General features: G+C 61.3%; 14 protein-coding genes. 7 read left to right on the top strand and 7 right to left on the bottom strand.

Annotation, left to right across the window (positions count from 1 at the left end):
• Positions 1–100: 100 nt before the first annotated feature.
• The 3 genes from HNE_RS12075 to HNE_RS12065 all read left to right on the top strand — a co-directional run bounded on the left by HNE_RS12075 (position 101) and on the right by HNE_RS12065 (position 3,431).
• Positions 101–898 carry an enoyl-CoA hydratase/isomerase family protein gene (locus HNE_RS12075; protein ID WP_011647436.1) on the top strand — a complete coding sequence of 266 codons (798 nt, stop codon included), beginning with the start codon at positions 101–103 and terminating at the stop codon, positions 896–898.
• A gap of 136 nt (positions 899–1,034) precedes the next feature.
• Positions 1,035–2,159, top strand: a complete 1,125-nt coding sequence (locus HNE_RS12070) for an acyl-CoA dehydrogenase family protein (RefSeq protein ID WP_011647435.1) — start codon at positions 1,035–1,037, stop codon at positions 2,157–2,159.
• A 15-nt stretch (positions 2,160–2,174) separates the two neighbouring features.
• A complete protein-coding gene (locus tag HNE_RS12065; protein ID WP_011647434.1) occupies positions 2,175–3,431 on the top strand; it encodes an acyl-CoA dehydrogenase in 1,257 nt (418 codons plus the stop codon).
• 45 nt (positions 3,432–3,476) lie between these two features.
• Here HNE_RS12065 and HNE_RS12060 read toward each other — a convergent pair whose 3' ends face one another.
• Positions 3,477–4,070: a TetR/AcrR family transcriptional regulator gene (locus tag HNE_RS12060; protein WP_011647433.1), complete on the bottom strand. Its 594-nt coding sequence runs from the start codon at positions 4,068–4,070 to the stop codon at positions 3,477–3,479.
• An 85-nt stretch (positions 4,071–4,155) separates the two neighbouring features.
• Here HNE_RS12060 and HNE_RS12055 point away from each other — a divergent pair, with 85 nt between their 5' ends.
• The 4 genes from HNE_RS12055 to HNE_RS12040 all read left to right on the top strand — a co-directional run bounded on the left by HNE_RS12055 (position 4,156) and on the right by HNE_RS12040 (position 8,949).
• Positions 4,156–4,992, top strand: a complete 837-nt coding sequence (locus HNE_RS12055) for a metal-dependent hydrolase (RefSeq protein WP_011647432.1) — start codon at positions 4,156–4,158, stop codon at positions 4,990–4,992.
• A 73-nt stretch (positions 4,993–5,065) separates the two neighbouring features.
• Positions 5,066–5,617, top strand: coding sequence for an NADPH-dependent FMN reductase (locus tag HNE_RS12050; RefSeq protein WP_011647431.1), 552 nt, complete (start codon positions 5,066–5,068; stop codon positions 5,615–5,617).
• Between the two features lie 132 nt (positions 5,618–5,749).
• On the top strand, positions 5,750–6,673 hold the full coding sequence (locus tag HNE_RS12045; RefSeq protein WP_011647430.1) for a hypothetical protein: 924 nt from the start codon (positions 5,750–5,752) through the stop codon (positions 6,671–6,673).
• On the top strand, positions 6,670–8,949 hold the full coding sequence (locus HNE_RS12040; protein WP_011647429.1) for a pentapeptide repeat-containing protein: 2,280 nt from the start codon (positions 6,670–6,672) through the stop codon (positions 8,947–8,949). Before HNE_RS12045 ends, HNE_RS12040 begins: the two co-directional genes overlap by 4 nt.
• An 8-nt stretch (positions 8,950–8,957) precedes the next feature.
• Here HNE_RS12040 and HNE_RS12035 read toward each other — a convergent pair whose 3' ends face one another.
• The 6 genes from HNE_RS12035 to HNE_RS12010 all read right to left on the bottom strand — a co-directional run bounded on the left by HNE_RS12035 (position 8,958) and on the right by HNE_RS12010 (position 17,851).
• Positions 8,958–10,751, bottom strand: coding sequence for a putative bifunctional diguanylate cyclase/phosphodiesterase (locus tag HNE_RS12035; RefSeq protein ID WP_011647428.1), 1,794 nt, complete (start codon positions 10,749–10,751; stop codon positions 8,958–8,960).
• Entirely contained in the window at positions 10,751–11,305 is a 555-nt protein-coding gene (locus HNE_RS12030) for a heme NO-binding domain-containing protein (protein WP_267878695.1), read from the bottom strand. Before HNE_RS12030 ends, HNE_RS12035 begins: the two co-directional genes overlap by 1 nt.
• Positions 11,306–11,467: 162 nt before the next feature.
• Positions 11,468–12,448, bottom strand: a complete 981-nt coding sequence (locus HNE_RS12025) for an NADPH:quinone oxidoreductase family protein (protein ID WP_011647426.1) — start codon at positions 12,446–12,448, stop codon at positions 11,468–11,470.
• 98 nt (positions 12,449–12,546) lie between these two features.
• Positions 12,547–14,187 (bottom strand): MFS transporter, encoded by a 1,641-nt coding sequence (locus HNE_RS12020; RefSeq protein ID WP_011647425.1) that lies wholly within the window; start codon positions 14,185–14,187, stop codon positions 12,547–12,549.
• 75 nt (positions 14,188–14,262) lie between these two features.
• Positions 14,263–14,586: an ArsR/SmtB family transcription factor gene (locus HNE_RS12015; protein ID WP_011647424.1), complete on the bottom strand. Its 324-nt coding sequence runs from the start codon at positions 14,584–14,586 to the stop codon at positions 14,263–14,265.
• Positions 14,567–17,851: an efflux RND transporter permease subunit gene (locus HNE_RS12010; protein ID WP_011647423.1), complete on the bottom strand. Its 3,285-nt coding sequence runs from the start codon at positions 17,849–17,851 to the stop codon at positions 14,567–14,569. Before HNE_RS12010 ends, HNE_RS12015 begins: the two co-directional genes overlap by 20 nt.
• Positions 17,852–17,853 lie beyond the last annotated feature (2 nt).

Raw genomic sequence — 17,853 nt, 5'->3', positions numbered from 1 at the left:
CTGCGTTCGGGCTGGACGGGGGCGCGCTCGACCGTTTGGAGTTGCCTCAAAGAAATAGGCATTCGTCGCCGCCAGAAATGGCGCAAAGGGAGACAGGATCATGACCAAGGCATACGAAGCGCTCATCCTTGAGCAAAAGGACGGTGTCCTGCGGATCACCATGAACCGGCCGGATCAACTGAACGCACTGAATACCCAGCTGGTCACCGAACTGAGGGAAGTATTTCAGGCCCTCTATTTTGACCGGTCCGTGCGCGTCGTCATCCTCGAAGGGGCAGGCCGTGCCTTCTGTGCCGGGCTGGATCTCAAAGAATCCTCCGGCTCCCGCGGCGAGCGCAAAGTAGAGCAGGGGCTCGACCGTCAACGCTCCATCGCTGAAATCTATGTCGCCATGCGCCGCTGCCCCCAGCCGATCATCTCAATCGTCCAGGGCTCTGCTGCCGGTGGTGGCTTTGCCCTCGCCCTTGCTTCCGACATCCGCATCCTCAGCGAAGACGCGCGGATGAACGCTGCCTTCATCCGCATTGGCCTCACCGCCTGCGATATGGGCGTATCCTACTTCCTCCCGCGCATGGTCGGCATGTCGATTGCCAGCGAATACATGCTCACAGGCCGCTTCATCAGCGCCCAGCGTGCCATGGAAATCGGTCTCGCCAACCGCGTCGTGCCGCATGCGGAACTTCATAAGGAGGCAGACGCCTTTGCCGACGATATGCTGCACGCCACGCCGCTCGGCCTGCGTCTCACTAAGGATGGCCTGAACCAGGCGATTGATGCCGGTGGCCTTGAAGCTGTCATGGCCATTGAGGATCGCAACCAGATCCTGACATCCACCGACGCCAACTTCGCTGAGGGCATCGCGGCCTTCTTCGAGAAGCGCCGCCCCAACTATTCATGAGCCCACCCGCAACCGACTGCCTCTGCGGCATGGCTTGACCTGCCGCGGGGCGGCTTTGAAAGTTGTGCTATAACGATAACGGGAGTGAGGTTCGGGCCAAAACGGCGCGCATCTCTTTTGAAACTGGAGGCCCTTCGTGAACCTGGATTTCTCGGACGAGCAGAAACAATTGCGCGAGCAGGTGCGCCGTTTTCTGAGTGAAAACTGCACATCTGAAACCGTCCGCTCCATTCTGGAGGGACCTGAAAGCTATGATAAAGAGCTCTATCAGGGCCTTGCCGAACTGGGCGTACTTGGCGCGGCGATCCCGGAAGAATATGGCGGCGTCGGCCTGACGCATCTGGAGCTCTGCGTTGTGGCCGAGGAACTTGGCCGCGTGCTGGCGCCGGTGCCAGTCTCCTCATCCATTTATCTCACGGCTGAGTTTTTGATGCTCGCCGGCTCTGAGAAACAGAAGGAAACCTGGTTGCCGAAACTGGCATCGGGCGAGGCCATCGGCGCCTTCGCCTTTGCCGAAGGGCAGGGCCGCATGGCGCCCGCCAAGATCAAGGCAACCGTCTCCGGCGGAAAACTCAGCGGCACGAAGTCTCCCGTCGCAGATGGCGATGTGGCGGATGTCCTCGTCGTCGCCGCGAAGAACGAGAAGGGCAATGTCTCGCTCTATCTCGTCGAAGCTGCCGCCAAGGGTGTCTCCCGCGAAACGCTGGAAACTATTGACCCGACGCGCAGCCAGGCCCGTATCACTTTTGACGGCGCCCCGGCAGAACTTCTCGGCGCAGAAGGCGACGGGTGGCATATTGCCACCCAGGTGCTCGACCGCGCCGCCGTTCTCATGGCGTTTGAACAGGTCGGCGGCGCAGACCGCTCGCTGGAAATCGCCCGCGACTACGCCCTTGAACGCATGGCCTTTGGCCGGCCCATCGGCTCTTTCCAGGCGGTGAAGCACATCCTGGCAGACATGTACGTCTCCGCCACGCTCGCCCGTTCCAACTGTTACTATGGCGCTTGGGCGCTCAACTCCGGCGCGGCCGAATTCCCTGTCGCCGCCGCCACCGCGCGCGTGTCGGCAACAACCGCGTTCCAGCACTGCGCCAAGAACAACATTCAGGTGCATGGCGGCATGGGCTTCACCTGGGCGTTTGACTGCCATCTTTATTATCGCCGCTCCAATGCGCTGGCCGTGGCCCTCGGGTCGCTGTCGAGCTGGGAGAGCCAGCTGATTGAACGCATGAGCGCAGGCAACGCCGAGCAGGCCGCGTAAAGGGAGGAATGAGACATGGATTTCAAAGATACACCTGAAGAAGCCGCCTTCCGCGCTGAAGTCCGCGCCTGGATCGACGCTAACGCCCCCAAGCATCTGGAAGGCGAACTGAAGCGCGCCAGCTTCGGCTCAAACGGCATTGCCAGCGAAGATCCCATCGCGGCTGGCAAAGCCTGGCAGAAGAAAAAGGCCGAGGCCGGCTGGGCCTGCCTTCACTGGCCAAAGGAATATGGTGGCGGCGCCCGCACGCCGATCGAGCGTGTGATCTGGGGGCAGGAAGAAGGTCCGTATGCGGCCCTCACGGGCGTCTTCACCATTGGTCACGGCATGTGCGGCCCCACCGTCATGTCCTGGGCCAGCGAAGAACATAAGCGCGAACTTCTGCCCCCGCTCGCCAGCGGTGAAACTGTCTGGTGCCAGCTGTTTTCGGAACCCGCGAGCGGCTCTGACCTTGCCGGTCTGCGCACGCGCGCCGTCAAGGCAGATGACGGTTCGGGCGACTGGATCATCAATGGCCAGAAAATCTGGACCAGCGGCGCTCAGTATTCTGATTGGGGCCTCCTGATCACCCGCACCAACCCCGATGTGCCAAAGCACAAGGGCCTCACCATGTTCTTCCTGAACATGAAGAGCCCCGGCGTGGAAGTGCGCCCGATTAAACAGGCCAATGGCCAGTCCAGCTTCAACGAAGTCTATTTCACCGACGTCCGTATCCCCGACTCCCAGCGCCTCGGCGAAGTGGGGCAGGGCTGGGAAGTCTCGCTCACCACCCTGATGAACGAGCGCCTCTCCATCGGTTCGGGCATGTCCACCGGCTTTCCGGAACTCTTCCGCTTCTGCATGGAAGCGGAAATCGACGGCGCGCCTGCTGTCGATGACTCCGGTGTGCGGTCAAAGCTCGCCCAGTTCGCGGTCAAGCAGAGTGGCCTGAAATATACCGGCATGCGCGCGATCTCCGCGCTGTCAAAAGGCGAAACACCCGGCCCTGAAAACTCCATCGGCAAGCTCGTTGCTGGCGCCGCCATGCAGGAGCTCTCCATGTTCGCCCTCGATCTTCAGGGCGAGGCAGGCGTTCTCTGGAACGAGGACAGCCCCCAGCAAGGCCGCTTCCAGGCCATGCTGATGCGTTCGCCGGCGACCCGTATTGAAGGCGGTTCAGACGAAATCCTGCGCAACATCATTGGCGAGCGCGTGCTCGGCCTGCCGGGCGACATCCGCGTCGACAAGAATGTGGCCTTCAAGGATATCCCGACCAGCGGCCGCAAGAACTGATACCGCTCTGAAACGCCCGGTTGCTGCCTCGCGGCAATCGGGCGCTCAGCTTTTGCTGAAATCTGATTCCAGCAACTTCACGGCAATCTGCCGGGCCCGTTCGGGCGGTTTCCCCAACAGCTCCCCCAGCGTCGGCCCGAACAGGCCCACCCCGATGGCGAGGATCACGCTGATGAGGATTGAATCCTCCAGCTGCGCCTCTGACATATCCGCCTGATTGATCTTTTGGCGGATGACCGTCTGCACCGCCTCGCGCACTGTCCGCAGGCGGCGCGATTCATCAGTCAGTTCCAGCCACGCGGCCAGCCGCGCCGCGCCCTTGGCCTCGAAGGCATCAAACAGGCGAGTGAGCGCGATCGCGCGCGCCGCCTTCGGGTCCGCCGGCAGATCCATCTCCAGAAGCCCGCTGACCAGCTCGCCGATCATCTTCTCCATCAGCGCTGTCTGAACGCCGTCGATGGTGCCAAAATGATGCAGCACCGTCGCGTTCGCCACCCCCGCCGCTTTGGCCACGTCGGCCAGCCGCAGGGATTGCGGTCCCTGCTGCACCAGCAGGCCTTCGGCCGCGATCAGGATGTTTTCCCGCGACGCTTCGGGGGACCGGCGAATTCTGGGCATCTTCGTTTTCTCTATCGACATTTTTGTCAGTAGCGCCTATATATCAGCAAATAGGCAGCCTTAAAGGCTCTGCCCGCTCCTTGTAAGCCGGATTTGCGAGATGGCCATGAAACAGTCCCCTGAAGATGTAACGATCATTCCCCGCGACATTCGTTTTGATGTCTCCGGCGCCCAGCAGGAACACTGGATGGACGGCGACCCGGTCGCCACTGCCGTCATGAATACGCTCTCGCTGACCTTCCCGGATGGCGAGCGCCTCTTCATCGATGCCGTGCGCGCCTACAAGGACCAGGTCAGCGGCAAGGTCGCCCAGGACGTAAAAGACTTCATCGCCCAGGAAGCAATCCACGCCCGCGAGCATCATCTCCTCAACAAGGTCATCAACCGGGACAAATACCCTGTCGAGCGCATCGAAGGGATGATCCGGGAGCGGATCGCCTTCTCGCGCGCCGGTGGCCCGATGCGCATGCTGATCGCCACGATCTGCCTTGAGCATTTCACCGCCATGCTGGCCGATATGCGCGCCCTGCATCAGGACATGTTCAGCAAGACCGATCCCGGCATCGAGCGCATGTGGCGCTGGCACGCTATGGAAGAAACCGAGCATAAGGCCGTCACCTATGACGTCTTCATGGAAGTCACAAAAGACTGGTCGCCATGGAAGCGCTATGTCCGCCGCTGCGTCGCCATGGCCCTCATAAGCTACTATTTCACCCGCAACATCGCGACCTATTCGGGCTGGATGCTGGAAGCAGATGGCTACACGCCGGATGAGGCCGAGAAAGCCGTCAAAAACTTCCTCTGGAAAAAACCCGGCTTCTTCGCGCGCGGCTGGAAAATCTGGATCAGCTGGTTCAAGCCCGGTTTTCACCCTTGGGATCACGACAATCGCGCCCTCATGGCCGAGTGGAAATCGGAATTTGATCTCGTCGCTGCCGAATAGGTGCGGACCGCCCGCGTGACGTCAGGAACAATTTGCGTATACCCTTGAGGCACAATCCTCAGGAGTTTCCCGCATGACCCGTATCCTCGGCCTCTCCGGCAGTCTGCGCAAGGCGTCGTTCAACACCGGGCTCCTCCGGGCATCCGAAGCCCTCATGCCCGAAGGCGCGCACCTGGATGCCCACACGCTTCATGGCGTGCCGCTGTTTGATGCCGATGCCGAAGCCGAGCAAGGCGTGCCCCCGGCCGTGGCCGTGCTGAAAGAGGCGCTCGCAGAGAGTGAGGGCCTCCTGCTCGTCACCCCCGAATACAACAACGGCATTCCCGGCGTCTTCAAGAACGCCATAGACTGGATGAGCCGTCCACCCGGCGGAACGGACCTCTTCAAGGGCAAACCGGTCGCCGTGATCGGCGCCTCGCCGGGCGGTTTCGGTACGATGTTGTCCCAGGCCCACTGGCTGCCGGTGCTGCGCACGCTCGGAACACGCCACTGGTCGGAAGGCCGCCTCATGGTCTCTCGCGCCGGAAACCTCTTCGACGCAGAAGGCCGGCTGACCGATGATGAAACGCGCAAACGGCTTGCGGACTTTCTGTCAGGCTTTGTCAGCTTTGTGCAGGCCGGGTGAGGCTGAAATCGCTGCCAGCCAGCTGTATCCAGCAGTATTTCTTCCGCTGAAGATCAAATTTTCTCTTGGAGAATGAGGGCTGAGCGTATTGTCTTGCCTCGTATGTAAGCGCGGTGCAGGCAGGAGGGGGCGATGACAGCGGATCAGGCGGCAGCCAAGGAAGAGGAACGAGACCCACGCGGCCTCTCGCCCCTGATGATGCAGCCGCAACGCCTGCGCGGCCAGTTGATTGCCCGCCTTCAGCAGCAGGACATCACCGGCATCACGCCGCCTGACGTGCCCACAATCGTGTCAGCCCTGCTGCCCCAGCCCGTGCCGCTGCCCGCCAGTGCCTGGGAATCGGCGTCAGACCCGGCTGCGCAAGGCTGGTTCAGCGCGGCGCTTCCCGCCCTCCAGAAAGCCTGTCTCGGTCTGGACCTTGCGCAGATCACCAGCGACGGCGCCGTGCAGGAGCGTTTCCCGCTCCGGCTCTTCTCGCCCACGGCGTGGTTGCTGCGTCTGCGCTATCCGCTCGGCCCCGCCATTCGCACGGCGGAATTCATCGTCGATCTGGAAGCGCCGGATGGGGTGCAGGTTGTCCCCCTGTGCGGACGCTCCCAAGAGTTTCATGACCGGCTGGCAGCCTACAAGGTTGGCTCTTGCGGGGATGCGGACTGTGTCGCCGATTTCACCCGCATTTTCTGCACCGTCCTTCAGGGGGAGGAGGGCATGTTCATGCCGTGTGAAAGCCGGGATGAACTCCTGTCGCGCTTTCTCGGCACGCCCGATGGAAAGCTGTTGGATGCGATCACGCCCTGGGTGCGCCTCACGCCGCCATCCGGTGTTTCGCTGCCGGCGATTGAGGTCCACATTTTTCACGGGCCAATGCTCTACGGTCAGAATGCGTATCTCGCGTCCCTCATCCTCACCTTGCCCCGGCATGGCGCTCCGGAAAATGTCAATGTCGGCATCTGGATGTTCGATGATGAAGGTCTTTGGCCAGACAAGCTGCCGATCGTTCCTGCACGCCGCGACGCGCTGACATTTGCATTTTATCCGCTGCGGAGCGGCCAATGAAAACCACGACCATTTCAGCAGCAGATTTTATCGGCCGCATACTCTCAGGCGGCGGCTTCCATGTGGGCGAGCGCTATGTCGTCACCGGCGAGGTCAGCCTGCGCGGCGCCATCCTGCCGCGGCCGCTGCTGTTGCACGGTTTCCTGTTTGAAGGCCCGGTCGATCTCTCGGACACAAGCGTTCCGGGAGAGCTGGACTTCTCCGATTGCCGGTTCCGCCGCAATCTGCGTCTCAATCAGATGCATGTGCAGGGCTCAATCCGTTTCCGCCGTGTACGCATTGATCTGGAGGAATATCAGCGCGACAACTCAGGCGGCATCGGCATCGACGCTGTGGGCCTGGAGGCTGATGGCGATCTGCGTATCGAGGATCTGATATGCAGCGGCGGCGTCCAGGCGGCCGGCCTTGCTGTTGCGGGCGCGGCCGATTGGCAAGACATTGAAATCGCCCATTCGCTCGATCTGTCGGGTGGCCAGATCGGTGGCCGGTTGCAGATGTCACGCTGCAAGGTGCGCGGCAGTATCAACATGATGGCGCTGAATGTCAGGTCTCATGCTGAGATTGGCCAGGTGAATGTTGCCGGCGATTGTTCCCTCACCTCGGCCCGAATTGAACAGGGCCTCTATATTGCCTCTACCCGGATCGAGGGCACGCTTCTCATCAGCAATGCGTACATGTCCGCGCTGCAGATTGAACGGCAATCGCCAAACGTGCAGGGATCGCACTTTGGCGCCATATCAGCTTACGGGCTTGAAATATCGCTCGGGTTCAAGCTCTGCGGTGCCACGGTCGGGCCCCATCCCAGCGATCCTTCAGAACCGGTTCTGTCGCTCGGGCGGATCAAGGCGGACCATATCCAGTTCTGGCGTCCGTCCCTCTATTGGAATGTAATGCTGCAGGCTCAGAATGCGGATGCGGACACGCGGTTGAAGATCCGTGACCTGATGCTCACGCACGTTGATGGCGACATCGAAATGGACGCGGCCCAAATCGTGCGCACCATCGACATGACAGGTCTTGTGGCAACAGGCAGGGTCAATCTGTCTAACAGCCAGATTGGCAATGAGCTCCTGGTGAGTTCTGCGCTCACTTTGAGGAACAACCACCAGACCCGCCGGGAACGCCGCGAAATTCTGAACGCGGCCTTGGGCGGCGATACGACCAGGGGTGAACCCCGTCGGGCATCATTCCGTTCCCTGAATATGGAAGATTGCCGGATCGAAACGGATGTCGATCTGACAGGTCTCGATCTCAGAGAGGGCCTCAGCGCCCAGCATGTCACGGCTGGCGGCACGGTCATGCTTGCCGAAACGGGCGAAGATGTTCCAGAAAGTTTCATCAACTGTCCGGCCCGCGCCGATTTCACTGGGGCGAAACTCTACAAGCTCCAGGCGTCCGGGTCCTCGTTCAATGCGCTGCCCCCGGCGGAAGGTGGCACGCTACCCGCCGGCCTCATTCTGGACGACGCGGAGGTCATGCTTCTGAGGCTATTCCCCAAGCGGGGGCTCGGCCGGGAGGAAACTTATCCCAAACCCCTCGGTGTCTCCAATCTGACCGTCCGGCACTGGAAACTGCTCGATAGCGAGAATGAAGATTTCCGCAGCGAGAGCGAGGAGGCCAAAACATTCCTCCGTCTCCTGAAGAATGATCCGCGCATCAGCCGCACAACCTATCTGTCCATTGTTTCCACTCTGCGCGATCAGGGGCACGAGCGCGCGTCTTCCAGCGTCTTTCGCGGGCTTTCCTGGCGCACGCTGGGCGAGGGTATCCGGCAGACACTGAACCAGCTTTCACCCAGGCGCGCGCTGTTTTTACCCTTACAGGCGGCCAGTTGGCTGCTGACATCCGCCTATGGCCTGCTGCTCGGCTTCGGCACAGCGCCCCTGCGCCTCGGCGCCCTCATTTTGGGAGTGGGGTTCCTGTCCTATATCAGCGTCTACAACCTCAATTCCAATCTGGAGATGCGGGTCAGCCAGGAAGGGGAGGCGCCCCGCTATGCGGCGGCTATTGGAAATGATGCGTGCACGAACTGGCAGAAGACATTGGTGATGTTACGCCATCACGTGCCCGTGGCAGTCAATGAGGAATCCGAGACGTGCCGTCTGCGCCAGTATGGCTCCGTCAATGCCACGCCGCCCCTCTGGTTGGGCGCTGACCCTCCGGTGGTGCCATGGCCGCTCAGTCCGCTGGAGTTTGGCGTATACATGCGCCTGCTGGCGTTGATGCTCTGGCCGCCTTTTCTGGCATTTGCCCTCAAGCGCGCCTTCCGCGAGTAGCGCTTGGCTCAAGCCATGCGGCGCAGGTCTTCGTCCGGATCATGGGTGCTGCAATCCGATCCTGCTGCGGGTGTGAGGTATTCGAGCAGTTGTGTCTGGCTCATGGCGCGGGAGAAGTGAAAGCCCTGAAGGTAGGGCGCGCCCATCTCGCGGAGTATCTCCGCCTGGCGTCCATTGGAGACGCCCTCAACCACGCATTCGATATCGAGACTTTTGCACAGGGTCACAATCGATCGCATGATGCTCCGTGTGCCGCGCCGCGTCATCAGACCCAGTGTGAAAGACCGATCGATTTTCAACCGGTCAATCGGCATTTTCTGAAGGTAGCCAAGCGAGGAGTAGCCCGTCCCGAAATCATCCAGCGCAATGCGCACGCCCATCGCGGTGAACAGCCCGAGACATTCCAGCGCGCGTTCAAAGTCCTGCATGATGGCCGTTTCGGTAATCTCGAACATCAGCCGCTGCGGCGGAAATCCTGAGTCCAGAATAATCGCCTGCAACAGGGACGCGCTTTCCGGCGATGACAGATCTATGGCGGATAGATTGAAAGAGAGCTGCACATCATCGGGCCAATGGCGCGCATCATTCAATGCTTTCCGCAGCAGAATGCGGGTCAGCCGGCTGACAGCGCCATTCTGCTCGGCAGCGCGGATGAAAATATCCGGCCGGATGGGCCCCAGAAGGGGAGAGGTCCAGCGCGCAAGCGCTTCCACGCCGGTTGTTTTGCCATCGGCGGCCCGGATAATCGGTTGGTAGACAATCTGGAATTCATCATCTGCCGACTCCCGCAAGCCTTGTTCAATCGACGACTGATAGCGGATTTCGCGCTCATGCTGGCTGGTGAACACCATCGGCCGGCCGCGTTCCTGCTGCTTGGAATGGTAGAGCGCATAGTCGGCCCGCTCGAACAGGGTCTCAGTTGTATCGCCCGCATGCGGAAAGGCCGCGAAGCCAGCAGAAGCACCGATCCGGGCAATGCCCTCCTTCACCTTGAAGGGTTCCGCCAACGCGTCACAGATCCGCTGACCGATTTCCAGTATTTCCGCCTCATCACCCAGTTCGGGAAGGATAATGCCAAACTCGTCCCCTCCGAGCCGCCCGACAATACCATTCGGCCCGGCAATCTCGCGCACGCGCGCGCCGCTTTGGAACAGGAGCTGATCGCCAGCGGCATGTCCGAAAATATCGTTCACGGGTTTAAAGCCGTCCAGATCGATCACCCCGACCGTCAGCGGCGTGTTGTGCGCGCGCGCAATTGAAAGGCGCTCCTCCAGCTTGCGGAAAAAGCCGCGCCGGTTCGTCACGGCGGTCAGAGGGTCCATATGCGCCAGGGCATCGGCTTCGGCCGATTTCTCCTGCAATTCCATCACCAGCGTCTTGGCGTCCTGGAGCAAGCCCTTGCGAAGATGGGCGGCGACCAGAAGGTCAAGCGATCCGTCGGCAGGAGAAAAATCAGACATCCGCAACATGAATGCGGCTTCTTCTGCGTTCACATCCGGCACATGCCCTACAAGCAGACAGATGCTCTCCGCGCTGCGCACAACGATACCGCGCAGCCGCAAGTCTGTCTTCCCGGCACGGATCATGATCGTCACTTCACGCTGATCGTTCAGCCCTTGGGCTGATACAATCCGGCGGGGTGTTTCCACCTTGAATGTTTCAAAGAACGGGCGGCCCGTCAGTCCCGGGCCGAGCAGGCGCTCCAATGAGGGGCCAACCGAAACGATATTGCCAGCCAGGTCCAGCTGGATGAAGGCGGGAAACAGACGTTTGAAATGATCATCGCTGAGGGTGAAGGACACTAGGCGGCTCCCGGAGCAGCGGAGTTCCGCGCGTCGCAATGGAGTGAAAATACATCGCCTTCATCTGTCACCGCATGCGTCACGCGCCCTGTCTCTCCGAAATGGTCCATCAGGCCTTTCAGCAACCCTTCGACAAAAGGAAGCAGGCCGTCGCGGTCAGAAGTGTAGAGCACATCAATCCGGCCATTCTCGGTACGGAGAAATTCAAATGACGGCATACGGGAGGCGGGCATGGTGGAGTGTATGCTGGCGTGCATCCTGTTGAGATTGGCGAGAAAGCTCTCCAACTCGTCGCCGCCTACCCGGAACATTGTCCCGTAAGACGACTTGGCGGTATAGCCGATCCAGTATTGGCCGAAACTTCTGAGCAGATCTGGCGTCTCAATGCCCGAAACCTTGGTGATCGCATCAATAAGCGCGAAAGTTACCTTGTCCGAGTAGTTCTGCCCACTGATAAAGTATTCGCCATCAAGGTCTGCCTGGCTCAAGACATTGCGCCACGCCGCGTCGCCCATGGTTTCCACAACCATACTACGCGCTGCAGTGTGCACCATTCCGTACATGCGATTAAGCCTTGAGAATTCTACCTTAAAGAAAAGCTGTATACAAAAATGGCGAACAGCAGCCTCAGTAGCTGGCAGTAATTGTCAGGCCGGAATTAAGAGAAAATTCACCTCGCGGTAAGGTTCAGGCAGCGCGCGACGTAAACCGCCCCGTCAGCTCCCGGAAATGTCGAGCACGACCTTACCGGTTCCCTGGCCAGAAAGCGCAGACACCATCGCCTCGCCAAACTGCTCGAACGGATAAACCGCGCCGACAGGCGGCTTGATCTTACCTTCGCTCGCCCAAGTCGCCAGCTGATGGAGGTCGCCGATGGCGCGCTTTGTCTCGTATTGCAGATACTGGCGGACATCCACGCCCAGCAGCGCTGCGCCTTTCATCAGAGTAAGGTTTGAGGGCAGAGCAGGGATCGGCCCGCCCACAAACCCCACAACAAGGTGGCGCCCGCGCCAGGCGAGAGACCGGAATGCCGGCTCAAACAGCGGCCCGCACACCGGATCAAGGATCACGTTTGGCCCCTTTCCGCCGGTCAGTTCCTTCAGCCGGTCTCGCCAACCTTCCGGGGACGTATCAATCGCGAGGTCTGCGCCATGCGCCAGCGCAAAGGCCCGCTTCTCCTCGGTTGAGGCCGCCGCGATCACGCGCGCGCCCAGCGCCTTGGCCACCTGCACCCCAGCCGAGCCCACTCCGCCTGCGGCGCCGAACACCAGAACCGTTTCGCCCTCGGCAACTGCGCCGCGATCCTTCAGGGCGTGCATTGCCGTGATGTAGTTCAGTGGCAAGCTGGCGCCTTCGGCAAAGCTCAGCGCCTCGGGAAGTTTCACCACCATCGGCGCAGCCGCCACGGCAAACTCGGCAAAGCCCTTCGCCGTCATCGTCATCACCCGGTCTCCGGGCGCAACATGGCTGACGCCTTCGCCAACAGCTTCCACCGTTCCGGCCACTTCCTGACCCGGCGTGTGGGGCACGGGCGGCTTCACCTGATACCGCCCCAGCGCCACCAGAGAATCCACATAGCCAACGCCGCAGGCCATTACCCGGATCAGCACCTGACCCGGCCCGGCGCCAGGCATCTCCACCTCTTTCAGGCTGTAGCTTTCAAGGGACTCAAGGCTGTCTGCGACGGCAGCTTTCATTGGTCGATGTCTCCACGTGTCCGGATTGGGTCAGGTCTTGTCGGCGCCAGTCAAAGCATGGCGCCAGCCCCATTGGCCAGCCCCGACGGAAGGGAAAGTCAGTGCGGCCGGGTCGGGTCGCTTGAGGTGGGCGAGGCAAGCTCGGGATCATACGACACGCTCGTCACCTGCCGCTCCAGCATCCGGTGCACCTCTGGCGGCCAGCTGCCCTGGTGCAGGGAACGGATGATGTTGATACTCACATCATCGGCATGGGTGCGCCGTTCATTGTGCAGCACATAGTCCAGCCACCGCGCAAAGCTGTATTGCTCCAGCCATATCTCCGCGTCCCCCAGGTCGCGCACCAGCGACCACGCCCGCGCCCCGTCGCGCAGGTGAATGCGGCGCCGTTCATTCATGGCGGCCATGAAGCGGGGAATATCCGCTTCGAGAATGCGATACTTCACCGACACATGCACCGGCCCGCTGCGCGGCTCCACCGGCACCTCCATGTCCGGTTGGCGCCAGCGTCCCGTCAGGTCGAGGTTCATCTCCTCCACCTGGGGCAGGCGCAGGAAGAGGCCGGCAAACAGGCTCACCGATTGCACGGCGGCCATCGTCAGCAGCGCCTGCATTACCCCGTAATTCTCCGCCAGTTGCCCGGTGATCCAGCTTCCCACAGCCATCGCCCCGAACACCGCCATCTGGTAAAGCGACAGTGCCCGCCCGACCACCCAGCGAGGCGCGGCCATCTGCACCGTCACATTCATGGTCGCCATCGACAGCAGCCAGCCGGACCCGCAGATCACCAGGCCGACCACCGTAAGGGGCAACACCCGGCTGAAGGCTACAATCACCACCCCCGCAATGATCATCGAGATCGTCATCCGCAGAATGCTCTCGGCGGTGAAGCGCCGCCGCAGGCGCGCATTGGAGAGCGCCCCGATCACCGCGCCGATCCCGAAGGCGCCGGAGAGAATACCAAACGTCACCGCCCCGCCGCCGACCAGTTCCTGCGCCACCAGCGGCAGGAGGGAAAGCACCGCGCTCGCCGCGATGCCAAACAGCGCCGCCCGCGCCATCACCTGCCGGATAGGGGGCGACATCGACACATAGCGCACACCGGCCCCGATCGCTGTGCGCAGGTCTTCCTTCAGCGCCGGTTTCAGAGGTTTCTCCGGTTTCCACGCCAGCAGCACATAAATGATGCCCAGATAGCTCAGCACATTCACGGCAAACGCCGCCGCTGCCCCTGCCGCCGCCACAATCGCCCCGCCGAGCGCCGGCCCGGCCGTGCGGGCAATGTTGAAGCCGAGGCTGTTCATGGAAACGGCCGCCGCAATCGTCTGGCGCGGGACAATATCGCCTACGGTCGCCTGCCAGGAAGGCGCGTTCAGCGCAGTTCCGCAGCCCAGCAGAAATGTGAATGTCAGCAGCAGCCACGGGCTCAGCCCGTTCATGAACGCAAATACGCAAAGCACGGCCGACACGATGAACATGTAGACCTGCGACAGCAGCATCACGGTACGCCGGGGATAGTTGTCGGCAATCGCACCTGACAGCAGCGACAGGATCATGATCGGCAGCGTTACAGAAGCCTGCACCAGCGCGATCTGCGTTTCGCTTCCGCCCAGCTGCACCATCAGCCAGGCCGCGCCCACGCTCTGGATTAGCCCGCCAAACTGCGAGGCGATATTGGCCACCCAGATGCGTTTGAACAGGGGAATGGAGAAGGGGCTGGGGGCAGGCGCGTCAGTCATTACGAACAATCTAAATCAGATGTCCGATGGTGAAAGCGATCGCCCCTCAGCGCAAGGGGGCGGTCCCAGCTGCGTTCAGGGCTCTGAATAGAACCCGCAAAGCGTGTCGATGATCTGCTGCGCGATCCCGGCGCGGCAGCGGTAATGAATCGTTTGCCCCGCCCGCCGGCTGGTCACAAGGCCAGCGGCGCGCAGCTTTGCCAGATGCTGGGAAACCGCCGACTGGCTCTGGCCGGTCAGCTGGGCGAGCTGGTTCACCGGCAACTCTCCTTCGCTCAACGCGCACATGATCTTGAGGCGGGTCTCGCTCGCCATCGCCTTCATCACTTCTGCCGCCTCCTCAACGCGGCTCGAAACGATGATCAGTGCCTTACTGCGCTCACCTTTGGGGAGGGGCATTATCGTGTCCAGATTTGTCCAGATTTGTCACGCTTTGTCCTGGATCTGACGCCGCCGGGCGCCAGTCTGGCCCGCGAATGGCGATATAAATCGCTGGAATGACCAGCACTGTCAGGGCTGTTGACGAAGCCAGCCCGAACAGAAGCGAAATCGCCAACCCCTGAAAAATCGGGTCAGTCAGGATCACGGCGGCCCCGATCATCGCGGCCAGCGCCGTCAACACAATCGGCTTGAACCGGATCGCGCCGGCCTCCAGCAACACCTCCTTCAGTGGCTTCTCGGCATCCGTTGTGTGTCGGATAAAGTCGACCAGAAGGATGGAGTTGCGAACGATAATCCCCGCCAGCGCGATGAAGCCGATCATTGATGTGGCCGTAAACGCGGCCCCGAACAGCCAATGGCCGATCATGATGCCGATCAGTGTCAACGGTACAGGCGTGAGGATAATCAGCGGGATGCGGAAGGTGCCAAACTGGCCCACCACAAGGATATAAATCCCCAGAAGTGCGACGCCGAATGCCATGCCCATGTCGCGGAAGGTCACATACGTCACCTCCCATTCCCCATCCCAAAGCACCGTCGTACCCGTCTCGTCGGCTGGTTGCCCGTAAAGGCTCACAGCAGGCATCTCCAGGCCTTCAGCTGCCCAGTCGAAAGTTTTTACCCGGTCCTGAATCTCGAACATGCCGTAGATCGGCGCCTCGAAACGCCCGGCCAGTTCGCCCATCACCATGTCGGCAAAATGCCCGTCCCGGCGGAATATGGTGGGCGATCCCGCCTCCTCGCGCACATCTACCAGTTCTCCCAGTTCGATCGGCGCGGCGTCCGTCCCTGCCAGCCGGCGCGGCACGGGGATGGCGGCCATCTCCTGCGTCCAGCTCCGCTCCGAGCGCGGCAGATACACCCGGATGTTCAGCGGGTCTCGCCCCTCACCGCGGGGGCTCACGCCCACTGTCTGTCCGCCAAACGCCATACCGATCGCATCCAGAATGTCCTGCTCCAGAACGCCCGCATCCGCGGCGGCCGGCTCATCAATCCCGAATGTCAGGCGCGGCGCCATATCGCCCATGGAGTTATCGACATCGACAATGAAGTCGGTCTCCTCGAAGAACCGTTCGATGATCGCCGCCGTTTCCCGGCGCGCCTCCGGTGTCGGGCCGTAGATTTCGGCCATCAGGGTAGAGATCACGGGCGGTCCCGGTGGTACTTCCACAACCTTGACCTTCGCCCCTTCGGGCAGAGGCACAGCCAGCAGCCGCGTGCGCATGTCGAGGGCAATGTCATGGCTCGCCCGTTTGCGGTCTTCCTTGGCCGAGAGGTTCACCTGCAGATCGCCCAGTTCCGGGCTGGCCCGCAGGAAATAATGGCGCACAAGGCCGTTGAAATTGAACGGCGCCGCCGTGCCGGCATAGGCCTGGATCGTGGTCACTTCCTCAACCGGTCCGATGGCATCGGCCAGTGCAAACAAGGCCCGCTCGGTATCTTCCAGCGCTGCACCCTCTGGCAGGTCCACGATCACCTGAATTTCAGACTTGTTGTCAAACGGCAGCAGCTTCACCGGCACCGCCTTTGTCGCAAACAATGTCAGCGACAACAGCGTCGCCGCGCCCACAACACCCAGGAATATCCAGGAGTTCCTCTTGGACGCCACGACCGGCGCGGCCACGCGTCGATAAAACCGGCTCAGCCGTGTCTCGCTGTGGGCGCCATCATGCGCCCCGTGCAGAGGTGCGTTGCCGGCAATTTTCATCATCAGCCAGGGCGCAATGCCCACGGCTACAAAGAAGGAAAACAGCATCGCCGCCGATGCATTGGCCGGGATGGGTGCCATGTACGGTCCCATCAATCCGGATACGAACATCATGGGCAACAGCGCGGCGATAACGGTCAGAGTTGCAATGATCGTCGGGTTTCCAACCTCGGAGACGGCGTCAACAGACGCCTGAATCCGCGTGCGTCCATCCTGCATGGCCCAGTGGCGGGCGATATTCTCAATGATGACAATGGCATCATCCACAAGAATGCCGATCGAGAAGATCAGTGCAAACAGGCTTACCCGGTTGATGGTGTAGCCCATCATCAGCGAAGCAAAGAGCGTCAAAAGGATCGTTGTGGGAATGACGATCAACGTCACCAGCGCTTCGCGCCAGCCAATGCTGAATGCAATCAGCACCACAATCGAAACGGTCGCCAGCCCCAGATGGAATAACAGCTCGTTCGCCTTGTGGTTGGCCGTCTCGCCATAGTCACGGGTCACCTCGACATGAACGCCTTCCGGAATGAGATTGCCTTCCAGCGCCTCCACCCGGTGAAGGATTGCCTCGGCCACCAGCACGGCGTTTGCGCCCGGCCGCTTTGCCAGCGAAACGGTCACGGCAGGCGCGGCGCTGAAGCTCCCATCCTCGCCGTGGATCATCGTCCAGACGCGCGCATCGGTTTCCGCCCCGGACACTTTCACATTTGCCACATCGCTCAGATAGACAACCCGGCCACCTGCGCCGCGAATCTGCAGCCGTTCCAGCTCATGCACTGCATTGATCCGGTCGCCGGCTTGAACGATCAGCGAGCTCCCATCCTGATGTGCCCGGCCAGAAGGCAGCGCAGCAGCCGCATTCTGCACACTCTGCACCAGCGTTTGCAGCGTCACGCCCTGCGCCGACAGAGCCTGAATGTCCGGTTCGACCCGCAACTCCAGCGGCCGCCCGCCGATGACGTCGGTGATGCCGACATCCTTCACCTTCATCAGCTCGTTGCGCAGCTCATCCGCCAGCATCCGCAGCGCCGTGTCGTTCCATACATTGCCCGTCGTCTCGTCCGGCGAGAGCGTCAGCGTGACAATCGGAACGTCATTGATCCCGCGCCCCACTACCAGCGGCATCGGCACATCGTAGGGAATGGAATCGAGATTGGCCCGGATCTTCTCATGAATGCGGAGTATGGCGTCATCCGCATCGGTGCCGACATTGAACCGCGCGGTCACCATCGCGCCATCGTCGCGTGTCTGGGAGTAGACATGGTCCACATCCGGCACTGCCATGAGGATGCTTTCCAGGGGTTTGGTCACCTGTTCGACGGCATCGGGCGCTTTCAGACCGGGCGCGGAGACGAGGATGTCCACCATCGGCACGGAAATCTGCGGCTCCTCCTCACGCGGGATCGTCAGCAGCGCGATAAGCCCGACAGCCAGCGCCGTCAGCAGGAAAAGTGGCGTCAGGGGCGACCGGATGGTCGACCGTGTAATGGCGCCCGAAAGGTCCGGTTTCATCG

Source organism: Hyphomonas neptunium ATCC 15444 (assembly GCF_000013025.1).
Lineage (GTDB): Bacteria > Pseudomonadota > Alphaproteobacteria > Caulobacterales > Hyphomonadaceae > Hyphomonas > Hyphomonas neptunia.
This window is presented reverse-complemented; position numbering and strand designations above follow the sequence as displayed.